Origin of the sequence: Duganella hordei, assembly GCF_040369125.1 — a bacterium.
Taxonomy (GTDB): Bacteria; Pseudomonadota; Gammaproteobacteria; order Burkholderiales; family Burkholderiaceae_D; genus Rugamonas; species Rugamonas hordei.
Window position 1 is genome coordinate 284,244 of record NZ_BPWI01000001.1, and the last position, 23,770, is coordinate 308,013.

At 65.3% G+C, this 23,770-nt stretch carries 19 protein-coding genes; 14 read left to right on the forward strand and 5 right to left on the reverse strand.

The features are described from left to right. Positions 1-69: 69 nt before the first annotated feature. On the forward strand, positions 70-2,469 hold the full coding sequence (locus ABWW33_RS01195) for a TonB-dependent receptor (RefSeq protein ID WP_353397983.1): 2,400 nt from the start codon (positions 70-72) through the stop codon (positions 2,467-2,469). Positions 2,470-2,635: 166 nt separating this feature from the next. Here ABWW33_RS01195 and ABWW33_RS01200 read toward each other — a convergent pair whose 3' ends face one another. Further along, positions 2,636-3,640, reverse strand: coding sequence for a LacI family DNA-binding transcriptional regulator (locus ABWW33_RS01200; RefSeq protein WP_176650385.1), 1,005 nt, complete (start codon positions 3,638-3,640; stop codon positions 2,636-2,638). Positions 3,641-3,788: 148 nt separating this feature from the next. Between ABWW33_RS01200 and rimO the strand changes: the two genes are divergently transcribed. From rimO to ABWW33_RS01225, 5 genes are all read left to right on the forward strand, one after another. Continuing rightward, a complete protein-coding gene (gene rimO / locus ABWW33_RS01205) occupies positions 3,789-5,180 on the forward strand; it encodes a 30S ribosomal protein S12 methylthiotransferase RimO (RefSeq protein WP_176650386.1) in 1,392 nt (463 codons plus the stop codon). A gap of 62 nt (positions 5,181-5,242) precedes the next feature. Further along, positions 5,243-6,412: a cystathionine beta-lyase gene (locus ABWW33_RS01210; protein ID WP_353397986.1), complete on the forward strand. Its 1,170-nt coding sequence runs from the start codon at positions 5,243-5,245 to the stop codon at positions 6,410-6,412. Continuing rightward, entirely contained in the window at positions 6,409-7,467 is a 1,059-nt protein-coding gene (gene hisC / locus ABWW33_RS01215; protein ID WP_353397989.1) for a histidinol-phosphate transaminase, read from the forward strand. Before ABWW33_RS01210 ends, hisC begins: the two co-directional genes overlap by 4 nt. 45 nt (positions 7,468-7,512) lie before the next feature. After that, a complete protein-coding gene (locus ABWW33_RS01220; RefSeq protein WP_353399198.1) occupies positions 7,513-8,745 on the forward strand; it encodes a putative DNA modification/repair radical SAM protein in 1,233 nt (410 codons plus the stop codon). Further along, positions 8,742-10,163: a UdgX family uracil-DNA binding protein gene (locus tag ABWW33_RS01225; RefSeq protein WP_444550974.1), complete on the forward strand. Its 1,422-nt coding sequence runs from the start codon at positions 8,742-8,744 to the stop codon at positions 10,161-10,163. Before ABWW33_RS01220 ends, ABWW33_RS01225 begins: the two co-directional genes overlap by 4 nt. Positions 10,164-10,167: 4 nt before the next feature. Here ABWW33_RS01225 and ABWW33_RS01230 read toward each other — a convergent pair whose 3' ends face one another. Both ABWW33_RS01230 and ABWW33_RS01235 read right to left on the reverse strand, forming a co-directional pair. Beyond that, a complete protein-coding gene (locus ABWW33_RS01230) occupies positions 10,168-10,530 on the reverse strand; it encodes a DUF4870 family protein (RefSeq protein ID WP_176650389.1) in 363 nt (120 codons plus the stop codon). A gap of 49 nt (positions 10,531-10,579) precedes the next feature. Then, positions 10,580-11,476 (reverse strand): alpha/beta hydrolase family protein, encoded by an 897-nt coding sequence (locus tag ABWW33_RS01235; protein ID WP_353397992.1) that lies wholly within the window; start codon positions 11,474-11,476, stop codon positions 10,580-10,582. 70 nt (positions 11,477-11,546) lie between these two features. On the opposite strand from ABWW33_RS01235, the gene ABWW33_RS01240 reads away from it, so the two are divergent. The 8 genes from ABWW33_RS01240 (at position 11,547) to ABWW33_RS01275 (ending at position 19,364) form a co-directional block, all read left to right on the forward strand. Continuing rightward, on the forward strand, positions 11,547-12,023 hold the full coding sequence (locus tag ABWW33_RS01240) for a low molecular weight protein-tyrosine-phosphatase (protein WP_353397995.1): 477 nt from the start codon (positions 11,547-11,549) through the stop codon (positions 12,021-12,023). Position 12,024: 1 nt separating this feature from the next. After that, positions 12,025-12,948 carry a LysR family transcriptional regulator gene (locus ABWW33_RS01245; protein WP_353397998.1) on the forward strand — a complete coding sequence of 308 codons (924 nt, stop codon included), beginning with the start codon at positions 12,025-12,027 and terminating at the stop codon, positions 12,946-12,948. 107 nt (positions 12,949-13,055) lie between these two features. Beyond that, complete coding sequence (locus tag ABWW33_RS01250; protein ID WP_353398001.1) at positions 13,056-14,249, forward strand: CaiB/BaiF CoA transferase family protein; 1,194 nt, start codon at positions 13,056-13,058, stop codon at positions 14,247-14,249. Further along, a complete protein-coding gene (locus tag ABWW33_RS01255) occupies positions 14,246-15,247 on the forward strand; it encodes a hydroxymethylglutaryl-CoA lyase (protein WP_353398004.1) in 1,002 nt (333 codons plus the stop codon). Before ABWW33_RS01250 ends, ABWW33_RS01255 begins: the two co-directional genes overlap by 4 nt. Positions 15,248-15,314: 67 nt before the next feature. Further along, the gene (locus tag ABWW33_RS01260) at positions 15,315-16,643 is read left to right on the forward strand and encodes an MFS transporter (RefSeq protein ID WP_176650396.1); all 1,329 of its coding nucleotides are present in this window, start codon (positions 15,315-15,317) and stop codon (positions 16,641-16,643) included. Positions 16,644-16,721: 78 nt separating this feature from the next. After that, complete coding sequence (locus ABWW33_RS01265) at positions 16,722-18,416, forward strand: serine hydrolase (RefSeq protein WP_353398009.1); 1,695 nt, start codon at positions 16,722-16,724, stop codon at positions 18,414-18,416. 9 nt (positions 18,417-18,425) lie between these two features. After that, complete coding sequence (locus tag ABWW33_RS01270; protein WP_353398012.1) at positions 18,426-18,869, forward strand: nuclear transport factor 2 family protein; 444 nt, start codon at positions 18,426-18,428, stop codon at positions 18,867-18,869. Positions 18,870-19,031: 162 nt separating this feature from the next. Continuing rightward, on the forward strand, positions 19,032-19,364 hold the full coding sequence (locus ABWW33_RS01275) for a DUF3471 domain-containing protein (RefSeq protein WP_176650399.1): 333 nt from the start codon (positions 19,032-19,034) through the stop codon (positions 19,362-19,364). Positions 19,365-19,401: 37 nt separating this feature from the next. On the opposite strand, the gene serB is transcribed toward ABWW33_RS01275, so the two are convergent. Both serB and mfd read right to left on the reverse strand, forming a co-directional pair. After that, positions 19,402-20,244, reverse strand: a complete 843-nt coding sequence (gene serB, locus ABWW33_RS01280) for a phosphoserine phosphatase SerB (protein ID WP_353398015.1) — start codon at positions 20,242-20,244, stop codon at positions 19,402-19,404. A 62-nt stretch (positions 20,245-20,306) separates the two neighbouring features. Further along, positions 20,307-23,750 carry a transcription-repair coupling factor gene (gene mfd, locus ABWW33_RS01285; protein WP_353398017.1) on the reverse strand — a complete coding sequence of 1,148 codons (3,444 nt, stop codon included), beginning with the start codon at positions 23,748-23,750 and terminating at the stop codon, positions 20,307-20,309. Positions 23,751-23,770: the final 20 nt, after the last annotated feature.

The following is a 23,770-nucleotide window of genomic DNA, read 5'->3' on the forward strand; positions in this document are numbered from 1 at the left end:
GTGTATAGCAAGCCACTCAGAGCGGGCATGCACGCCAACTTGAACGATGGACGAAGCGAGGACAGACAAATGAAGAAAACGATTTTAGCCCTGAGCATTGCGCAGATTGCGCTGACCGCCGGTGCGGCATACGCGCAGCAGGCAGCAGGCGGCGACGTGGAAAAGATCATCGTCACGGCCACCCGCCGCGACACGCTGGTGCAGGACACGCCGCTGGCGATCACCGCCTACACGCAGGACACGCTGGCCAACAACCAGGTCAAGGATCTGGCGACGATGACCGCCATGGTGCCCAGCCTGGTGGTGGAACCGCACAGCGACTCGGGCGGCGTGCACGTCTACATGCGCGGCGTAGGCTCGGCCAATCACACGGAGCTGGGCGATCCGGCGGTGGCGTTCTACGTCGACGGCATCTATGTGCCGCGTCCGCAGGGCGCGACGGCGCTGATGTATGACCTGAACCACGTCGAAGTCGCGCGCGGTCCGCAGGGCACGCTGAACGGCCGCAACTCCACCGCCGGCGCGGTCAACCTGGTGTCCGGCGCGCCGAGCACCGCCAAGACCTTCGGTTCGGCCAGCGTCACGCTGGGCGACTACCATCACATCCAGACGCAGGCGATGATGAACATCCCGCTGAGCGACGACATCGCGCTGCGCATCGCCGCCATCAAGGACCAGCACGACGGCTACGTCGACTTCCGCAAGGGCTCGAACGTGCAGCCGGGGACGAAGAAGTACGGCGCAGGCGACCAGCAGGGCGCGCGCGCCTCGCTGCTGTGGAAGTTCACGCCCGACCTGAAGGCCACTTTCATCGCCGACTACTACAGCGACACCGGCGCCGGCAACATCTACCTGGCCGCCGAGCCGAAGCCGGGCCAGGACCTGCGCTCGGCGCTGATCGACACGCCGGGTACGCTGGACCAGTCCATCATCACCGCCAAGACCAAGGTGCAATGGCGTCCGGTGGAAGGCATCGAGACCCAGTACCTGGCCGCGTGGAGCCGCTTGAAGCGCACCAACGGCAGCGATGCGGACGCCGGTTTCTACCCTGGTTTCAAGGCCGAGAACCGCACCGAATGGAGCCAGTTCGACAGCGTCTCCAACGAACTGCAGGTGCGCTCGGATACCGAAGCGCCGCTGCAATGGGTGGGCGGCCTGTTCTTCTTCCGCGAGAAGAACAAGATCCGCTTCGACATCGACCGCAGCCAGATCTCGCAGGCCATGCTGGACCAGGATATCGCCAACGGCAGCGTGATCTTCGTGCAGCCGACCGTCGGCCAATATGCATCGGCGATGTCCTTCATCCAGGGCGACCGCGAGCTGCACTCGAAAGCCGTGTTCGCGCAGTCCAGCTATGACATCGATCCGCTGTGGAAGGTCACCGGCGGCGCGCGCTACACCAAGGACCACAAGTTCGACGTCGGCGGCCAGAACTGGGCCTGCCCGAACTGGCCGGACAACGCGCCGCGCGGCACCGTCACGCTGACGCCCAACCAGATCGCGCAACTGGTCACGCCGGGCGTGGGCACCATCAACACCCACAACATCGGCCCCGGCGGCGTGGTGAACCAGCAGACCTGCGGCAATACGTACGGCGACAACACGGCAGACCTGCAATACGGCCAGTCGACGTGGCTGGGCCGCGTGGAATACAAGCCGGCCAAGGACATCCTGACCTTCGCCTCGGTGACCACCGGATTCCACTCGCCGGCCATCGGCGACGGCGGCGCGACCACCAAGCCGGAGCGCCTGACCAGCTATGAAGTGGGCTTCAAGTCGGACCTGCTCAACCGCCAGCTGTCGCTGAACCTGGACGCGTTCTGGATGAAGTACAAGGACAAGCTGGAATCGCAAGTGGTGAACAACACGCTGCAGAACTTCAACGCGGCCGGCGCCTCGGTGAAGGGAGTCGAGGCCGAGTGGATCTATCGTCCGACCAGCATCGACCGCTTCAGCGGCAACGCCACCTGGCTGAAGGCGCGGTATGACGACTTCCTGTCCTGCGACGTCGATGCGGCGCGCGCAAACAACCAGTCCTGCGGCACCACCGCGCCCGCAGTCAATGTCGGCGGCGCCGTGTTGAAGCACGCGCCGACCTTCGCCGCCACGCTGATGTACGAGCATGACTTCGACACCGGCAAGGGCCGCATCACGCCGCGCGCCTCGGCGCACTACGAGTCGGAATCGTTCGTCGGTTCGGGCGCGTTCAACACCGACGTGCCGGGCCATCCGGGCGTCAAGCAGCAGAAGGCCTACACCACGCTGGACCTGAGCGTGCGCTACGAGCCGCTGAACAAGGCCTACACGGCGGAACTGTTCGTCAACAACGCGACCGACAAGGCGGTGAAGTACGACGCGATCGAGGTCTGCACCCAGGTCGGCGCGCCATGCCAGCCGACGCAGCAGATCTGGGCCGCGTACTACAACAACCCGCGCACCTTCGGCGGACGCGTGTCGATGAAGTTCTGATAGAACCAGGGAGTAAGTGGTCTTTGGGCCGGCAGCGATGCCGGCCCTTTTTTAATCCGTAATCCGGGGTCAGGTCTGACATTCGGACACGGCCTCTGCCGTAACGTCCGCTACGGCAGAGGCCGTGTCCGAATGTCAGACCTGACCCCGGATTACGGATTACGGGTTATCGGCGGGCGACCGAGCCGCGCTTGCTCACCGTGACGGGGAAGTCGCGGGCGATTTCGTGCTGGGTGCCGTAGCACAGGTTGAGCAGCCAGCGCACGGCGTTCTGCGTCAGCTGCTGCATCGGGATATGCACCGACGTCAGCCCCGGCGACGAGAACTCGGCCGAGTAGTCGTCGTCATAGCCGACGATGGAGACGTCGTTTGGCACGCTGATGCCGGCGCGGTGGAAGCAGGACAGGGCGCCGACCGCCATCTCGTCGTTCGCGCAAAACAGGCCGGTGAACCTGCGGCCTTCGGTGATCAACTGCTGCGTGGCGCCGAAGCCGCCTTCGCGCGAGAAGTCCGAGGCGATCAGCGGCACGCTGTCGCGGGCGATGCCGTTGCGCGCCAGCTCGTCGAAAAAACCGTCCAGCCGCTGCTTGTTGTCCGACGTGCCGGACGGGCCGGAGATCACCGCCAGCTCGCGGTGGCCCGCTTCCAGCAAGGTTTGCGCCGCCAGTTCGCCGCCGTGGTAGTGGTCGGGACAGAACGACGCTTCCGGCAGCTCCGGGCTGCGGCGGTTGAGGAAGGCCATCTTCGGATGCATCTTCTGCAGCGAGATCAGGTCCTCGTCGTATAGATCGTGGCCCAGAACGACGATGCCGTCGCAATCGCGGCCGATCAGGAACTTGACCGCCTCGATGGCCTCGTCGCGCGGCGTGCCGTCGCCGCAGCCGGTGGCCACGACCACGTGCCGGCGCATGGCGCGCAACTCGATGTCGGTCTGCTTGAGGATGGTGCCGTAGTAGGCGCCGAAGAACGAGGGCGCAAAAATCCCGATCATCCCCAGCGACTGCGCGGACAGCGAGCGGCCGATGGAGGAGGGACGGAAGTTGAGCTGTTCTATCGCCGCCTGGACTTTTTTCATCGACTCGGGGGATACCGGACCGGCGCCGGAAATGGCGCGCGATGCTGTCGACATGCCTACACCGGCGAGCACTGCGACGTCTTTCAGCGTTGCCACAAACTCTCCTGAATTGAATGATGCGGCCTCTCGAGGCGGGCCGCCGGGTCAAACGCTATCCTATCATGATCTCCCTATGGCCAATGGGGTATAATGCTCGATTGCCCGCAATTTTCATGGCGCATTTAGCAACCTAAAGCAACCTATCATGCAATCGCAACCACTCACTCGTCTCCCCAAGCCAGCCGCCGGTGCGCCAGCACCCAAAGTGGGCTTCGTCTCGCTCGGCTGCCCCAAAGCGCTGGTCGACTCCGAACAGATCCTGACCCAGCTGCGCGCTGAAGGTTACGAGACCGCCAAGTCCTACGACGGCGCCGACCTGGTCATCGTCAACACCTGCGGCTTCATCGACGCCGCCGTGCAGGAATCGCTGGACGCCATCGGCGAAGCGCTGGCCGAAAACGGCCGCGTGATCGTCACCGGCTGCCTGGGCGCGAAAAAAGACGCCGCCGGCGACGACATCATCATGAAGGTGCACCCGAAGGTGCTGGCCGTGACCGGCCCGCACGCGCTGGCCGAGGTGATGGACTCGGTCCACCTGCACCTGCCGAAACCGCACGAGCCTTTCCTCGACCTGATACCGGCGCAGGGCGTCAAGCTCACGCCCAAGCACTATGCCTACCTGAAGATCTCCGAAGGCTGCAACCACCGCTGCTCGTTCTGCATCATCCCGTCGATGCGCGGCGACCTGGTCTCGCGCCCGATCGCGGACCTGATGCTGGAAGCGGAAAACCTGTTCAAGTCCGGCGTCAAGGAACTGCTGGTGATCTCGCAGGACACCTCGGCCTACGGCGTCGACGTCAAGTTCCGCACCGGTTTCTGGAACGGCCGTCCGATCAAGACCCACATGACGCAACTGATGGAAGCGCTGGGCGAGCTGGCCAAGTCCTACGGCGCCTGGGTGCGCATGCACTACGTGTATCCATACCCGCACGTCGACCAGGTCATTCCGATGATGGGCGAGCACATCCTGCCTTACCTGGACATCCCGATGCAGCACGCGCATCCCGATGTGCTGAAGCGCATGAAGCGTCCCGCCAGCGGCGAGAAAAACCTGGACCGCATCCTGGCCTGGCGCGCCATGAATCCGGACCTGACCATCCGTTCGACCTTCATCGCCGGCTTCCCGGGCGAGACCGAGGCCGAATTCGAATACCTGCTGGACTTCCTGAAGGAAGCGCAGATCGACCGCCTGGGCTGCTTCGCCTATTCGCCGGTCGAAGGCGCCACCGCCAACGAGCTGGCCAATCCGGTGCCGGAAGAAGTGCGCGAAGAGCGCCGCGGCCGCGTGATGCTGCTGCAGGAAGAGATCTCCAAGGCACGCCTGAAAGCCAAGGTCGGCAAGACCGTGCGCGTGCTGATCGATGAAGTCAACCGCAGCGGCGGTGTCGGCCGCTCCAGCGCGGACGCGCCGGAAATCGACGGCGTGGTGTATGTCAAGCCGCCATACGAGCCGCACAAGAAGCTGGCGGTCGGCCAGTTCGTCGACGTGAAAATCACCACGTCCGACGCCCACGACCTGTGGGGCGAGGCGCTGTAGGGCGATGCACTGTAAAATGAAGGCGGACGGCATGTCCGCCTTTTTTTTCGCCTGAAATTACCATGACCATCAAAAAATCCCCGCAGACCGCACTCGTTCACACCGACTACCAGGCGCCGGAAGGCTTTGCCGCATTCCCCAGCGCGATCCACCACGCCTCGACGGTGCTGTTCAAGAACGTCGCCGCCATGCGCTCGGGCGACTGGAAAGAGAAAAACGCCTATACCTACGGCCTGCACGGCACGCCGACCACCTTCACGCTGGAAGCGCGCCTGGCAGAGATCGAGGACGGCAAATACTGCCTGCTGGCGCCGAGCGGCCTGGCCGCCATCGCGATGATCGATTTCGCGATGCTGAAAACCGGGGACGACGTGCTGCTGCCCGATAACGTCTACAACCCCAACCGCGAGCTGGGCCGCTGGTTGACGGCCGACTACGGCATCACCGCGCGCTACTACGATCCGCTGATCGGCGAGGGCATCGCCGCGCTGATCCAGCCGAACACCAAACTGATCTGGACCGAGGCGCCCGGTTCGGTGTCGATGGAAGTGCCGGACCTGCCGGCCATCTGCAAGGCGGCGCACGAGCGCGGCGTGGTCGTCGCGCTGGACAATACCTGGTCGGCCGGCCTGGCGCTGCGCGGCTTCGACCTTGGCGTCGACATCATCATGCAGGCGCTGACCAAGTACCAGTCCGGCGGCTCGGATGTGCTGATGGGCGCCGTCATCACGCGCGACCAGGCGCTGCACGACCGCATCAGCCTGTCGCATATGCGCCTCGGCATGGGCGTGGGCGCGGACGATGCCTATCTCGTCTCGCGCGGCCTGCCGACGATGCGCATGCGCTTCGACGCGCACGACGCGGCGGCGCGCAAGCTGGCGGCGTGGCTGCAGGCGCGGCCGGAAATCACCAAGGTGCTGCACCCGGCCTTCACTGATTGTCCCGGCCACGAAATCTGGAAGCGCGACTTCAGCGGCGCCGGCGGCCTGTTCTCCGTGCTGTTCGACGAACGCTTCACCGAGGCGCAGACCGACCGCTTTGTCGACTCGCTCAAGTTCTTCAAGATCGGCTACAGCTGGGGCGGCGCCAACAGCCTGGTCATGCCTTACCGTATTCAGAACATGCGCAAGGACTGGCCGGATAAGGGTGTCCTGGTGCGCTTCAACGTCGGCCTGGAAGACGTCAACGACCTGATCGCCGACATCGAGCGCGCGCTGGGAGAAATGCAATGAGCCGCTTCTGGAGCAACGTCGTCCACGGCCTGACGCCGTACACGCCGGGCGAGCAGGTGCAGATGCCCGGCCTGGTCAAGCTGAACACCAACGAGAACCCGTACGGCCCGTCGCCCAAGGCCATCGCCGCGATGCAGGCCGCCGTCGGCGACCAGCTGCGCAAGTACTCCGATCCCGGCAACGCGGCGGTCAAGGATGCCGTCGCCCGCCGCTTCGGGCTGACGAGCGGGCAGGTCTTCGTCGGCAACAGCTCGGACGAAGTGCTGGCGCACACCTTCCACGCGCTGCTCAAGCACGAGTTGCCGCTGCTTTGCCCGGACATCAGCTACAGTTTTTATCCGACCTACTGCAGCCTGTATGGCATCGATGCGGTGCAGGTGCCGCTGAACGAACGCTTCGAGATCGACGTGGCGGACTACCAGCAGCCTTGCGGCGCCATCATCATCGCCAACCCCAACGCGCCGACCGGCATCGCGCTGCCGCTGGAGCGGATCGAGGCGCTGCTGGCCGCGCATCCGGACCAGGTGGTGGTGGTCGACGAGGCGTATGTGGACTTCGGCGCGCAAAGCGCGATCCCGCTGCTCGGCCGCTACGACAACCTGCTGGTGATCCAGACGCTGTCCAAATCGCGTTCGCTGGCCGGCCTGCGGGTCGGCTTCGCCGTCGGCCATCCTGACCTGATCGCCGGCCTGGAGCGCGTGAAGAACAGCTTCAATTGCTATCCGCTGGGGCAGGTCGCGCAAGCCGGCGCGGTGGCCGCGCTGGACGACGTGGCCCACATGGAGCAGACCTCGCAAGCGATCATCGCCACGCGCGCATGGCTGACGGCGCAGATGCAGGTGCTGGGCTTCGAAGTGCTGCCGTCGCACGCCAACTTCATCTTCGCCCGCCACCCGCGGCACGACGGTGCCCAGCTGGCGGCAAGCCTGCGCGAGCGGGCCATCCTGGTGCGGCACTTCAAGCAGGCGCGCATCGATCAGTTCCTGCGCATCTCCATCGGCACCGACGAGGAGTGCGCGAAACTGGTCGATGCACTGAAAGCGGTACTTCCTTAAATCGTTCTGATATACTGTATATAAACACAGTATATCGGGGCGATGATGGAATTGACGGACAAGCTGGAAATTCTCGCCGATGCGGCAAAGTACGACGCCTCGTGCGCCAGCAGCGCGGCGCCGAAGCGCAACTCCATCGGCAAGGATGGCTTCGGCGCCACCACCGGCATGGGTATCTGCCACAGCTACACGCCGGACGGGCGCTGCGTCTCGCTGCTGAAGGTCCTGCTGACCAATTACTGCCTGTACGATTGCCAGTACTGCGTCAACCGCCGCACGTCCAACGTGCCGCGCGCGCGTTTCACGGTCGCGGAGGTGGTCAAGCTGACCACCGATTTCTATCTCCGCAATTACATCGACGGGCTGTTCCTCAGTTCCGGCATCATCCGCTCGGCCGACTACACGATGGAGCAGCTGGTGCAGGTGGCGCGCGAGTTGCGCGAGGTGCACCAGTTCCGCGGCTATATCCATCTGAAGACGATACCGGACGCCGATCCGGCGCTGATCGCCGCCGCCGGCCGCTATGCCGACCGCCTCAGCGTGAACATCGAGCTGCCGACGCAGGACAGCGTGCAGAGGCTGGCGCCGGAAAAAAGCGTCCACACCATCAAGCTGGCGATGGGCTCGATCCGCCGCAAGCTGGACGAAAAGGCCGAGGAGCCGAAGTCGCCGCGCTTCGCGCCGGCCGGGCAAAGCACGCAGATGATCGTCGGCGCCGACGCCAGCGACGACCAGCAGATCCTGTCGACCGCCGAAACGCTGTACGGCAGCTACAAGCTCAAACGCGTGTACTACTCGGCGTTCAGCCCGATTCCGCAAAGCCCGAAGAGCGTGCCGCTGGCGCCGCCGCCGATGCTGCGCGAGCACCGGCTGTACCAGGCCGACTTCCTGCTGCGCAGCTACGGCTTCCAAGCCAATGAGCTGCTGCCGGCCAGCGGCGGCAACCTGGCGCTGGATATCGACCCCAAGCTGGCCTGGGCGCTGGCGCATCGCGAGCATTTTCCGCTGGACCTGAACTGCGCCGAGCCGCACATGATCGCGCGCGTGCCCGGCATCGGCTTGCGCAACGCGCAGCGCATCGTCGACCTGCGCCGGCTGCGGAAGGTGCGCTATGCCGATCTGTCGCGGCTGCGCTGCAGCATGAAGAAGATCTCGCCGTTCATCATCACGGCCGACTATTTTCCGGCCCGCGACGCCAGTCCGTCCGAACATCTGCGGCGCGCCATGGCCGACACGCCGCAGCAGATGAACCTGTGGCCGGAGCTGCAGGCGGCATGATGCGCATGGTCGTGCAGTCCTTCGACGAGTGGCGGGCGGCGGTTCGGGAACTAATTGCGCGCCGTGTCGCGCCTGAATCCGTAGAATGGACGTCCGGGCTTGGCGGCGGCGATTTATTCTCGTCCGCTGCCGACGACCTGCCCGCCGCGCCGTCAACGGCGACGTCGACGTCGCTGCGCGTGTCGCGTGAGCTGCTGGACTTGCTGGACAGCGCAGCCTGTTTCAGCGCGTGCGACCGCTGGGTCTTTCTCTACAAGGTGGTCTGGCGCTGGCAGTTGGGCGAGCATGACGTCATCTCGCCGGCAGATCCGGACGGCGCCCGTTTGCACGCCATGGTCAAGGCTGTTCACCGCGAGGAGCATGATATGCACGCCTATGTCCGTTTTCGCGAACGCTCCGAGGCTGACGGCGCGCCGCGCTTTGTGGCGTGGTTCGAGCCGACGCATGAAGTGTTGCCGCAGGTGGCAGGTCATTTCGCGCGCCGCATGGGCGGCATCACCTGGATGATCGCCACGCCGTCGGCAACGATGATGTGGGACGGCGCCAACCTGCACGCCGGCCCGGCTGTGATGCGCGGCCCGGCGGACATCGACGATGCCGGCGAATCGATGTGGCTGACCTACTACCGCAGCATCTTCAATCCGGCGCGGCTGAATGCGGACCTGTTGCGCAGCCATATCCCGTCGCGCTTCTGGAAGAACTTGCCGGAAGGCGCCATCGTGCCGCAGATGATCAGCGCCGCCGCCAACGGCGAGCGCCGCACCGGCCAGACCGAAACGGTAGGGCGCCGTGCCGGCGCCACCACGATACCGATCAGCGCCGAACGCGCCCAGCCGCAGCGCGAGCATCCCAGTTCGCTGGACCAGTGCCGCCGCTGCGACCTGTGGCAGAACGCCACGCAGGCCGTGCCCGGCGTCGGGCCGAAAAAGGCGCGCATCATGCTGGTGGGCGAACAGCCGGGCGACCAGGAAGATCTGCAGGGCCTGCCGTTTGTCGGACCCGCCGGCGCGCTGCTGGACCAGGCGATGGACGAAGCGGGCCTGGACCGCGGCAGCATCTACCTGACCAACGCCGTCAAGCATTTCAAGTGGGAGCTGCGCGGCAAGCGGCGCCTGCACAAGACGCCGGCGCAAAAGGAAATCAGCGCCTGCCATCTGTGGCTGGAAGAGGAGCTGGAGCGCGTAAGGCCGGAGGTGATCGTCGCGCTGGGCGGCACCGCGCTGAAGTCGGTGCTGCAAGACGGCAGCGCGACGATGAAGTCCGTGATGGACGCGCCGTTCCAGCATGAAGGGCGCTGGGTGATCGCGGTCTACCATCCATCCTACGTCCTGCGCGCGCCGGACGAGGCCAGCCGCCGGCAGGCCTACGAGGTGATCGTGGACGGCCTGCGGCAGGCGCTGCGCCTGCTGAAGGACTAAGGGACTAGACGGCGGCAGCCTCGTTGCGGTTCAGCCGAACGATGCCGCTGATCAGGCGGTAGGCCTTCCACAGCCAGGCGCCTACCCACACCACCCAAGCCAGCGGAATGCCGATGATGGTCACGAACAGCGCCGCGCCGACCACGATCCACACGACGTACCACCAGAAGGAGCGGATCATCCAGGTGTGGTGGCTGTGGACGAAAGTGCCCTCGGTGCCCGGCCGCTGCACGTAGTTGAGCACCAGCGGAATGAAGGAAAACGCACCCAGCGAAAACACGAAGCTCACCGCGTGGATGACGTACAGCCACCACGCGGTGCTTTTTGCCGACTCGAGGCGGCCATCCAATACCAGTTCTTGGGACATGGTGATTCCTTTTTTTAAAAGCTACAACTTAGTATAACGACAAGCAGGACTAAACGGCGCACAGTGTCCGCGTCAGAAAAGCGGTGATGTCGGCGAACAGTTCGGGCTGGATCGCCTCGCGGTCGAAGCCGGGCAGGTCCTGCGAAGGCTGGAAGTTCGGCCGTGTCATCTCGGGCGGGAACTTGCTCATGAAGGCGAAGTGGTTGGCGCCGGGGATATCCTTGTGCTCCACCAGCGACGCGTCCGGGACGCCGTCTATGACCCTGTATGCATGCTCGAGCGGCGTGAGTTTGTCCTGCTCTCCGGTGCGGATCAGGATGGGAACCCGCACCTCGCTGAATGATCCGGCCACGTACCAGGGCGTCGCTGGATTGAGCAGCACCAGCGCGCGCACGCGGCTGTCCGCGCGGACCTTGACGGGACTGGGCGGCGCGCCCTTGCTTTCGTGCGGGCCGGTCCAGGGCTGAGCACCGGCAACGGCCAGCGCAGTGTAGGCGCCGATGGAATGGCCGATCACCGCCACGCGTGCGTCGGCGATATGCGCGCCGAGCACGGCGTCTCCCAGCGCAGCATCGATGCTCAGCGAGATGTGGCGCGGCCGGTTTTCCAAATTGGCGGCGGTGCCGGCCAGCGTATTGTCCAGCCGCGTATTGCCGGTATGGGCCGGCAGCGCGACCACGTAGCCTGCCTGCACAAGGTGCTTGGCCATCTGGCGGTACGCCCACGGCGTGCCCGAATTGCCGTGCGAGATAACGACCAGCGGCCAGCTCCCCGCAGTCGGCGGCGAGTCCTTCGCCACCTCCAACGGGTACGGGCCGAAGTGCTCCTCGCTCTCCGCGCCGACGGCTGGATACAGCAGGGCCAGGGGAATGGCCGCGCCCTGGACAGCGTCTTGGACGCTGAGCAGGCGGCAACCGCAGGATAGGTTTGGGTCAGTGTTGGTCATTTTTCAATTATAGCAATGTGCTTCCATCTGGCGTACGGTAGCTGCTTCTCCAGATTGACTGAGTGTTTTCATGGGCAAGCCAATTTCGGTTCTCTTCGTATGCATGGGGAACATCTGCCGTTCGCCGACGGCTGAAGGCGTGTTTCGCCACCGGGTGGAGGAGGCCGGCCTGGCCGGGCGCTTCGTCATCGATTCGGCCGGCACGCACGGCTATCACGTGGGCGAGCCGCCGGACACGCGTTCGATGGAGTTCGCAGCCAAACGCGGCTACGACTTGTCGGCGCAGCGCTCGCGCAAGGTGGCCGCCAGCGACTTCGAGCAATTCGACCATGTGCTGGCGATGGACCACGACAATCTGCGCCTGCTGGAGGCGGCCTGTCCGCCGCAGCATCGCCACAAGCTCGGCCTGTTCATGGCGCATGCCAGCCGCAGCGGATCCGACGTGGTGCCCGATCCGTACTACGGCGGCGGCAAGGGCTTCGACCTGGTGCTCGACTATATCGAGGACGCTTCCGACGGCCTGATCTCCGCGCTGAAGGCGAAATAAGGTGGCGCTGAATAACCTGCTGCGGCGCCTGGACCTGACGACCCTGCAGCTGTTCCTGGCCATCCACGAGGAAGGCACGCTGACCAAGGCCGCCGAGCGCGAGGCCATCGCCGTATCGGCCGCCAGCAAACGCCTGCTGGAGCTGGAGCAGGCCATCGGCGTGGCGCTGTTCGTGCGCAAGGCGCGCGGCATGGACCTGACGCCGGCCGGCGAGACGCTGCTGACCCACGCGCGCCGCATGCTGCTCAGCGTCGAGAAGATCGGCCTGGAACTGGCCGAGCATGCGCAGGGCGTGCGCGGCTACGTGCGCATGGTGGCCAACCTGTCGGCCATCGTCGAGTTCCTGCCCGAGGATCTGCGCGGCTTCCTGCAACAGCACGAGCAGGTCAAGCTCGACCTGGAAGAGCGTCCCAGCGGCAGCGTGGTCAAGGGCGTGGAGGACAGCTGGGCCGATATCGGCATCTGTTCCGGCGACGTCGACACGCGCGACCTGCACACGGAGCTGTACCGCCGCGACCAGCTGGTACTGGTGGCGCGCGCCGATCATCCGCTGGCCGCGCGCGCCAGCGTCGCGTTCGAGGAGTCGCTGGACTACGACCATGTCGGCCTGCATACCGACAGTTCCATCAACGCCCGCAGCCACCTGGCCTCGCGCGCGGCGGGCAAGCTGCTGAAGGTGCGCATCCACGTGCCGGGCTTCGATGCCGTCTGCCGCATGGCCCAGGTGGGCATGGGCGTCGGCCTGATCCCGCGCGACGTGTTCAACGCCATCGGCCGTCCGCTGGGGCTGGCCGCCGTGGCGCTGGACGACCAATGGGCCGAGCGTGAACTGAGGATCGTGGTGCGCGATCCGGCCGGCCTGTCGCCGGCAACGCAGGCGCTGTTCCAGCATTTGCGCAGCGCCGAGGCGCGCGCCGCCGCGTAACGCCGAGCGTTCGCGTTTCGCGAACGCTGCTTGCGGATTTGCGGTTGGACGCCGGCGCCGCCATTTCCTATCCTGTCATTCATTAGCTAAAACGACAGGAGACAATCATGAGCGGACCGCTCACCGGAATTCGCGTCATTGAAATCGGCACCCTGATCGCCGCGCCGTTCGCCGCGCGGCTGATGGCCGAATTCGGCGCCGAAGTGATCAAGATCGAGGCGCCGGGCGACGGCGACCCGATACGCAAATGGCGCAAGCTGCACGAAGGCACCTCGCTGTGGTGGTATCTGCAGTCGCGCAACAAGAAATCCATCGCCGTCAACCTGAAGTCGGCCGAGGGCGTGGACATCATCCGCCAGCTGGCCTGCAATGCCGACGTGCTGATCGAGAACCTGAAGCCGGGCGCGATGGAAAAGCTCGGCCTGGGCTGGGACGTGCTGCACGAACTGAACCCCAAGCTGACGATGGTGCGCATCTCCGGCTACGGCCAGACCGGCCCGTACAAGGAGCGTCCCGGCTTCGGCGCCATCGGCGAGGCGATGGGCGGCATCCGCTACACCACCGGCGAACCCGATGGCGCGCCGGCCCGCGCCGGCATCAGCCTTGGCGATTCGCTGGCCTCGCTGCATGCGGTGATGGGCGCGCTGATGTCGCTGTTGCGCGTCAAGAGCGGGCAGGGCGATGGCCAGATGGTGGACGTGTCGCTGGTGGAAAGCGTATTCAACCTGATGGAAAGCCTGGTGCCGGAATACGACCTGCTGGGCCATGTGCGCGAGCGCAGCGGCGGCGCCTTGCCGGGCATCGCGCCATCGAACACCTACCCGACCCGCGACGGCGCCTACATCGTCATCGCCGGCAACAGCAATCCGATTTTCCGCCGCCTGATGCAGGCCATCGGCCGCGCCGACCTGGCCGACGATCCCAAGTTCGCCCACAACGACGGCCGCGTGGCGCGCGTGGCCCTGCTGGACGCGGCCATCGCCGGCTGGACCTCGTCGCTGCCGATCGCCGATGCGCTGGCACAGCTGGAGCAGGCCGGCGTGCCGGCGGGACGCATCTATTCGGCCGCCGACATCGTCGCCGACCCGCACTACCTGGCGCGCGACATGGTGCTGCAGGCCGAGCTGCCGGGCGGCGTGCGGGTGAAGATGCCGGGTATCGTGCCCAAGCTGTCGGAGACGCCGGGGCAGGTCAACTGGCAAGGTCCGTCGCTGGGCCAGCATACGGCGTCGGTATTGACGGAGTTGGGCATGAGCGCGCAGCAGATCGCCCGCCTGCAACAGGAAGGGGTGGTGCAATGAGCGCGGACCGCCTGATCGTCCAGGAAGTCGCCCCGCGCGACGGCCTGCAGATAGAACCCGTCTGGGTGCCGACCGATGAAAAGGTCAGCCTGATCAACCAGCTGTCCGGCGCGGGCTTCTCGCGCATCGAGGCCGGCTCCTTCGTGTCGCCGAAGGCGATACCGGCGCTGCGCGACGGCGCCGAGGTGTTTTCCCGCATCCGCCGCGCGCCTGGCGTGATCTATGTCGCGCTGATTCCGAACCTGAAGGGCGCCCAGCGCGCGCTGGAGGCTGGCGCCGATGAGCTCAATCTGGTGCTGTCCGCCAGCCAGACCCACAACCGCGCCAACATGGGCATGAGCGGCGACGATTCGATGACGGCATTTGCGGCGGTGGCATCGCTGACGGCGGCCGTCAACCGCGACGCCGCCAGCGCCTATAGCGTCGACGGCTTCCGTACGGCGGTCACGCTGAACGGCACCGTCGCCACCGCCTTCGGTTGCCCGTTCGAGGGCGCGATCGCGGAAGACCGCGTGCTGAAGCTGGTCGACCGCTACCTGGCGCTGGGCGTCGGCGGCATCACGCTGGCCGACACCACCGGCATGGCCAACCCGCGTCAGGTGGCGCGGCTGGTGCGGCGCGTGCTGGAGCGGGTGCCGGCCAAGGCACTGACGCTGCACTTCCACAACACGCGCGGCCTCGGCCTGGCCAATGTGCTGGCGGCCTATGAAGCCGGCGCGCGGCGTTTCGACGCCGCGCTGGGCGGCTTGGGCGGTTGCCCCTTCGCACCGGGCGCCTCGGGTAACATCTGTACCGAGGACCTGGTGAACATGTGCGAAGAAATGGGAATCGCCACCGGCATCGACTTGCCGCTGCTGATCGCGATGTCGCGCCGCCTGCCGCAACTGCTGGGCCACGACACGGCGGGGCAGGTGGCCAAGGCCGGCCGCAATTGCGACCTGCATCCGGCGCCGGCATCGATATCGGCAACGCGGCCGGCTGTACCGGCGGCGGCCTGAATCACCGCCGCATCATCCTTTTAAAACAATAGCCGGCGCCACGCAGCGCCGGATCAGGAGACTTACCATGCAAAGCCACACCACACTGGCCGCCCGCAACGCGGCCGCACCGGCGGTACTCGACGAAGCCACGGTTGTCCGCAAGGCGGCCTGGCGCATCATGCCGCTGATTATGATCTGCTATCTGTTCGCCTTTTTCGACCGCATCAACATCAGCTTCGCCAAGTTCCAGCTGCAGGGTGACCTGGGACTGAGCGACACCGCCTACGGCCTGGGCGCGAGCCTGTTCGTGGTCGGCTACGTGCTGTTCGAAGTGCCGAGCAATATGTTCCTCTACAAGGTCGGCGCGCGGCGCTGGATCGCCCGCATCATGATCTCGTGGGGCCTGGCCACGACGGCGATGGTGTTCGTGTCCAGCGAATGGCAGTTCTACGGCCTGCGCTTCATCATCGGCGCGATGGAGGCGGGCTTCGCGCCCGGCGTGCTGTACTACCTGACGCTGTGGTTCCCAACCACCTTCCGCGGCCGCATCACGTCGATGCTGTTCCTGGCTTCAGCCTTCGCCGGATTGTTCGGCGCGCCGGTATCGGGCCTGATCCTCGGCCACATGGAAGGCGTGGCCGGCATGCGCGGCTGGCACTGGCTGTTCATGCTGGGCGGCCTGCCGTGCATCGCGCTGGGGCTGGTGGTGCTGAGCCAGCTGAAGGACCGCATCGAGGACGCCGGCTGGCTGTCCGCCGACGAGAAGGCCCTGCTGCGCAGCCGCATCGAGCAGAGCGCGCCGCAGCAAGGCGGCCATTCACTGCTGAGCGCCATCAAGACCCCGGGCTTCCTGACGCTGGGACTGGTGTACTTCCTGATCCAGGTCGCGTCGTATGGCCTGAACTTCTGGGCGCCGCACCTGATCCGCAGCGCAGGCACGCAAAACCCGACCATCATCGGCCTGCTGACCGCCGTGCCCTATATTTGCGGCGCGATCTGCATGGTGGTGGTGGGGCGCATGTCGGACGCCAGCGGCGAGCGGCGCAAGTTCGTCACCGGCCTGCTGGTGCTGGCGGCGCTGGGTTTCTTCAGCGCCGGCATCTTTGACAAGCAAACCGGCTTGCTGATCGTGGCGCTGGGCGTGCTGGGCGCCGGCGTGGTCGCCGCGATTCCGGCCTTCTGGGCGCTGCCGCCCAAGCTGGTCACCGGCGCCGGCGCGGCGGGCGGCATCGCGCTGATTAACACGCTGGGCCAGCTGGGCGGCATCGTCAGCCCGGTGATGGTGGGCCGGGTGCGCGACCTGACCGGCAGCACCACGCCGGCGCTGTACGTCATCGGCGGCTCGACCTTGCTGTGCGCGCTGATCGTCATGTACGGCCTGCCGCAGCAGCTGCGCGAGAACGAGAAAAAATAAGCGTTGCTATAAAAATAAGTTGATGGCAGCATATGCCGGTCGATCGCCACTTGAGCGCGATCCGCACCGGGAGAACATATGTCGCAACACCGCAAGTGGATGCATGCCGCCGGCCTTGCCGCGGCCCTCACGTTCAGCGTCGTGGTTCAGGCGCAGGACGTCAAGCGGCTGGAAGCCGTCGCCGATTCCTTTGCCGCCACCAGCAAATTCTCGGGCACCGTGCTGGTGGCCAAAGGCGACCGGGTCTTGCTGGACAAGGGCTACGGCTCCGCCAACCTCGAATGGAACATCCCCAACGCGCCCAGCACCAAGTTCCGGCTGGGCTCCGTGACCAAGCAGTTCACGGCGGCCGGCGTGCTGCTGCTGGAGGATCGGGGCAAGCTCAAAGTGTCGGAGCCGGTCAGCAAATATCTGCCTGACCTGCCGGCCGCCTGGAGCAAGATCACCATTGCGCAGCTGCTGAACCACACTTCGGGCATCGCCAACTTCACGTCGCAGAAGGAGTACCAGTCGATAGAGCCGTTCACCAAAAAGCCGGCGGAAATCGCCGCGCTGGTGCGCGATCTGCCATTGCGGTTCGAGTCCGGTTCCAAATTCGAATACAGCAATACCGGCTATGTGCTGTTGGGCCAATTGATCGAACAGGTGAGCGGGGACAGCTACGCCACCTTCCTGCGCAAGAATATCTTCGAGCCGCTGGGCATGAAGGACACCGGCTACGACTGGAACGCCGCCATCCTGCCCAACCGCGCCGCCGGTTATGCACGCGGCAAGAGCGGCATCGCCAACGCCGGCTTTATCAACATGAGCATTCCGCACGGCGCCGGCGCGCTGTATTCCACCACCGCCGACCTGCTGCGCTGGCAGCGCGCGCTGTACGAGGGCAAGCTGCTGTCCGCCGGCGCGCTGCAGGCGATGACCACCGCCTACGAGTCCGGCTACGGCTACGGCCTCGCGGTGCGCGAAGCGCCGGGCAGCAAGGAACTTGCGCACAATGGCGGCATCGAGGGCTTCTCCACCGAACTGCATTATCGCGTCGCCGACAAGATCAGCGTCATCGTGTTGAGCAACGTGGAAGGCAGTCAGCTCGATCCATTTAGCTATGCCTTGTCGGCGGTGGCACGCGGCGACACGACGCTGCTGCCGTCCGAGCGCAAGGCGGTCGCGCTGACGCCGGAGCAGGTCTCCAGCGTGCTGGGTGCCTATGCGATGCCCAATGGCCGCCGCTTCTGGGTGCGCGAGCGCGGTGGGCAGATGACGGCGCGGCTGGACGGCCAGCGCGCGCTGCCGGTGTATGCGGAGTCGCCGGACCGGTTCTTCGGCCGCCTGATCGACGCGCAAGGCGAAATCAAGCGCAACGCCGCCGGCGCGGTCGAGTCGATAACGCTGGTGCAGGGCGGCCGGCGCATCCCCATGCTGAAGGTGCCCGATGTGGAACCGGACTACGATACGGCCGCGCTTTATCTGCGCGGCGACATGAACGAATGGGGCATCCGCGACCGCCTGCAAAAGACCGGGGCCGGCAGCTACGCTGCCACCATCGAACTGGCGCCGGGACGCTACGACTTCAAGGTCGGCTCGGAGGATTTCAAAACCGTCGACCTGGGCGGCCTGGAGGACGACCAGCAGGTGGCGCTGGGCGCCGCGCAGGTCATGGATGCTGTCGGCCCGAATCTGTCGGTCGAGATCCCAAGGCCGGGCAAATACACTTTTATTTTGAATGTCGCCAACGCGCAGGAGCCGGTCATCAATGTCGCGCCAGCCGCACCATAAGGGGAAATCATGAAATCTATTTTGTTCGCAGCCATCGCCATCGCATCCTTCCCGCTGCACGCCGAGGAAACGGCGCAGCAGCAGTTGCTGAAACTGGTGCAGGCTTATACCGAAGCGCAGCGCGACTTCGAGCCGTCGAAGATCGACGCCATCGTCACGCGCGATTTCTACGAGATATCGCCGGTCGGCGAAGTCGATCCGCGCGAAAAAGTGCTGGGCTTCTATCTGTCGGCCAACAAGCGCGAGGCTCCAACGATGGAAGTCTCCGAACCGGCCATCCGCACCTACGGCGGCACCGGCACCATCCTGGTCAAGCTGAGCGGCACCATGACCATGGGCGCCGAGAAGCGCAGCTTTGCCTTCCGCGCCGGCTACGTGGCGGTGAACGAGGGCGGCAAGTGGAAGCTGGCGTCGGCGCAATACACCGGCATCCGCCCGCCCAAGCCGCAATAGGCGAACCCGGGCCTCCCGTCCATCCCTCCATAACGACCTTTCATCGCCGTCGCGGCGGTGTTGGTCGGATTTCGCGCGCAAGCCGTGATTATTTTGTCTAAAGTGTGCATGTTGCCATCCACATTGTGAGCGATGGCGATCTTGACCTGGATGGAAAATATCATGCGTACTTTAGTATTGGCTTTGGCGCTGGGCTGCTGCATGGCCGGCGCCGCCGGGGCTGCCGAAAAAACGCTGCCCGCGTCGGACCTACAGGATTATCGCGGCCAGTACGAACTGGCCGACGGGCGGCTGTTGACCGTCACACAGCGCGGCAATAAATTGTTTGTGCGGATGAACAACGACACGCCGATCGAGGTGGTGCCGGCCGGGGACGGCGTGTTCGTCACGCGCTGGGGAGGCGTGCGGGTGGAGTTCGACCAGCGCGACAACGGCAGCGTGGCGGGCGTCCGCCTGCGCGGCCCGGACCGGCAGGTGGCGCGCAGGCAGGAATAGAAGTGCAGGCAGGGCGGCAACGGGGCCGCCGCGCCGCTCAGGTCAGCAGTGGCAGGATGCCGTCGAGGCCGACGAAGTTCAACGCGACGTTGGCCTGCTCGCGCACCACCGGCTTGGCGCGGAACGCCACCGACATGCCCGAGATGCTCATCATCTTCAGGTCGTTGGCGCCGTCGCCCATGACGATCGCCTGCGATGGCTTGATGCTCAGTTCCGCGCAGACGCGTTCCACCGTGCGCTTCTTTTCGTCCGCATCGACAATGCCGCCGACCACGCGGCCGGTGAGGCGGCCGTCGACGATTTCCAGTTCGTTGGCGTGGGTGTAGTCCAGCCCCAGACGCTCTTTCAGGCGCGAGGTGAAGAAGGTAAAACCGCCCGATACCAGCAGCGTTTTCAAGCCGGCCTGCTGTACCGCCTTCAGCATCGCCTCGGCGCCCAGCGACAGCTGCAGGCGCTCCGTGTACACGCGCTCCAGCGCCGACGCATCCAGGCCTTCTAGCAGCGCCACGCGCCGCTTCAGGCTCTCGGAGAAATCGAGCTCGCCGCGCATGGCCGCCTCGGTGATCTCGGACACCTGCGGCTTCAGCCCCTGCATGTCGGCGATTTCATCGATGCATTCGATGGTGATCAGCGTCGAATCCATGTCCATCGCCACGAGCTTGAATTCGCTCATCTTGTGGATGCCGATGGAATAGGTGGCGTCGAGTTGCGCCGCTTGCGCCGCCACTTCGATGGTCTGGCGCAGCGCGGGCGAGAAAGCGATGCCTTCGCAACGGACGGCGCGGTCGCTCAGCCATGTCAGGCTTTTGGGTGCGGTGAGCGCGGCGATACGCTCCAGTCGGGCCTTGCAATCGTCAAGCCCCTGCAGTACTAAATTCATGGTGTTTTTCATAAAAGGCATTAGCGTTTTTTGGGCTAAGTGTTTAAATTACGTGGTATGCGTCAGGCGGTCAACTGTTTGATGGCGCCTTTGATTTGCGCGACACGCGCCGCCAGGTCCGGCATGGCGGCGGTGATCTTCAGTTTGTCCTGGCCATTGAGCTTGATCTGGCGGTTTTTCTGTATCAGTTCGATGATGCGCATCGGGTCGATCGGCGGCTTGGCCATGAACTGCAGCGTGGCCGCTTCGCCATGGGCGTCGATCTTGATGATGCCGACCGTCTTGGCGGCGATGCGCAGGCGGTGCGTTTCGATCAGCGCCTTGACCGCGTCCGGCAGCTTGCCGAAGCGGTCGATCATCTCTTCCTGCATGTCGTCGATTTTGTCCTGGACGGTGCAGTTGGCCATGCGCTTGTAAATCGATAGCCGTTCGTGCACATCGCCGCAGAAATCGGCCGGCAGCAGCGCCGGCACGTGCAGGTTGATCTCGGTGGTGGTGGCCAAAGGCGCCGCCAGGTCCGGCTCCTTGCCGGCCTTGAGCGAGCGCACCGCCTCGTTCAGCATGTCCGAATACAGCTGGAAGCCGATCTCGGTCATCTCGCCGGACTGGCTGTCGCCCAGCACTTCACCGGCGCCGCGGATTTCCAGGTCGTGCATCGCCAGATAGAAGCCGCTGCCCAGTTCCTCCATCTGCTGGATCGCGTCCAGCCGGCGCTGCGCCTGCTTGGTCAGCGACAGCAGGTCGTGCACCAGCAGGTAGGCATAGGCCTGGTGGTGCGAACGGCCGACGCGGCCGCGCAGCTGGTGCAGCTGCGCCAGGCCGAACTTGTCGGCGCGGTGCATGATGATAGTGTTCGCGGTCGGCACGTCGATACCGGTTTCGATAATCGTCGTGCACAGCAGGATGTTGAAGCGCTGCGCCACGAAGTCGCGCATCACTTTTTCCAGGTCGCGTTCGTGCATCTGGCCGTGAGCCACGGCGATGCGCGCTTCCGGCAGCAGTTCGGTCAGCATCGCCATGCGGTTCTGGATGGTCTCGACCTCGTTGTGCAGGAAGTACACCTGGCCGCCGCGTTTCAGTTCGCGCAGGCAGGCTTCGCGGATGATCGATTCGCCTTCGCTGCGGACGAAGGTCTTGATCGCCAGGCGCTTTTGCGGCGCGGTGGCGATGACGGAGAAGTCGCGCAGGCCTTCGAGCGCCATGCCCAGCGTGCGCGGGATCGGCGTGGCGGTCAGGGTCAGCACGTCGACCTCGGCGCGCAGCGCTTTCAGCGTTTCCTTCTGGCGCACGCCGAAGCGGTGTTCCTCGTCGATGATGACCAGGCCGAGGCGGGTGAACTTGACGTCGTCCGACAGCAGCTTGTGGGTGCCGATGACGATGTCGAGCGTGCCGTCGGCCATGCCTTTGATCGCCTGCGTGATCTCCTTGCCGCTGCGGAAGCGCGACATTTCGGCGATGCGCACCGGCCAGTCGGCGAAGCGGTCGGCGAAGGTTTGCGCGTGCTGTTCGGCCAGCAGCGTGGTCGGCGCCAGGATCGCCACCTGCTTGCCGCCCATGACGGCGATGAAGGCCGCGCGCAGCGCCACCTCGGTCTTGCCGAAGCCGACGTCGCCGCAGACCAGCCGGTCCATCGGTTTACCGGACGTCATATCCTTGATGACGTTGTTGATCGCTTCCTGCTGGTCCGGCGTTTCGTCGAAGCCGAAGCTGTCGGCGAAGCGCTCGTAGTCGTGCGCCGAATATTCGAACGAGTGGCCCTGGCGCAGCGCGCGGCGGGCGTACAGGTTGAGCAGCTCGGCGGCGGTGTCGCGCACCTGCTCGGCGGCTTTTTTCTTGGCCTTTTCCCACTGGCCGGAGCCCAGCGAGTGCAGCGGCGCGTCGTCCGGCGAGGCGCCGGAGTAGCGCGAGATCACGTGCAGCTGCGACACCGGCACGTACAGCTTGGTGTCCTTGGCGTATTCCAGATGCAGGAACTCGGTCTCGCCTTCGCCCAGGTCCATGCTGGTCAGGCCCATGTAGCGGCCGATGCCGTGGTTGATGTGCACCACCGGGTCGCCGATCTTCAGCTCCGACAGGTCGCGCACCATCGATTCGACCTGCGTGACCGCTTCCTGCTTCTTCTTGCCGACGCGGCGGCCGGAGCCGGCATACAGCTCGGTCTCGGTGATGAAGATGATGTTCTCGTCCGGCGTCGACAGCTCGAAGCCGGCGTGCAGCGGCGCCACGCCCAACATCAGCTTCGCATCGGACGTGACGAAGCCTTGGTAGCCCTCGACCGGCGTCAAGGCCAGGTTGTATTCGTTGAAGTACTGCTGCAGCGTTTCGCGGCGGCCGTTCGATTCGGCGCAGATCATCACGCGGCGGCCGGCCTGCAGCAGGTAGGCGCGCAGGTTGGTCAGCGGGTCGTCGGTGTGGCGGTTGACGGCGATGTTGGGCACCGGCGCGGACAGTTCGGAGGCGCTGCCGTCGTTATCTTTCGATATCACCAGCCGGCCGTAGGGCTTGGCCAGCGTGAAGAACTGCTCGTCCGACAGGAACAGCGCTTCCGGCGCCAGGATGGGGCGGTCGCGGTCGGCCTTCAGGAAGCGGTAGCGCGAACCGGTGTCGGTCCAGAAGCGCTTGATGGCGGCGTCGATGTCGCCCACCAGTGCCAGCGCTGCGCCTTGCGGCAGATAGTCGAACAGCGTGGCCGTCTCGTCGAAGAACAGCGGCAGGTAGTACTCGATGCCGGCCGAGGCGATGCCGCTCTTGATGTCCTTGTACACCACCGTGCGCGAGGGATCGCCTTCGAACTGCTCGCGCCAGCGGTTGCGGAAGGTGGTGCGCGCCGCTTCGTCCATCGGGAATTCGCGGCCCGGCAGCAATCGCACCTCGTTGACCGGGTACAGCGAGCGCTGGGTGTCGGCGTCGAAGGTGCGGATGGTTTCGATGGTGTCGCCGAACAGGTCGAGGCGGTAGGGCAGCGCGGAACCCATCGGGAACAGGTCGATCAGTCCGCCGCGCACCGAGTATTCGCCGGGCGACATCACCTGCGTCACGTGGGTGTAGCCGGCCAGGCTCAATTGCGACTTCAGGCGCGCTTCATCGAGCGACTCGCCTTTTTTGAAGAAGAAGGTGTAGGCCGCCAGGAACGACGGCGGCGCCATGCGCACCAGCGCGGTGGTGGCCGGCACCAGCATCACGTCGCACTGGCCGCTGGAGATTTCGTGCAGCGTGGCCAGGCGCTCGGACACCAGGTCCTGGTGCGGCGAGAAGGCGTCGTAGGGCAGGGTCTCCCAATCGGGCAGCAGATGGCAGCGCAGCTGGTCGCCGCCGAACCATGGAATCTCGTCGAGCAGGCGCTGGGCGTCGCTGGCGCTGGCGACGATCACGGCCAGCATCCGGCCCTGGGATTTCAATTCCAGCGCGGTGAGCGCCAGGGCGTAGGCATCCGACGAGCCGTGCAGCGCGGGCAGGGCGAAGCGGGTGCCGGGTTTGGGGAGGGATTTTTTTAAGACCAGGGACACAACAGCCATTCAACGGTAGG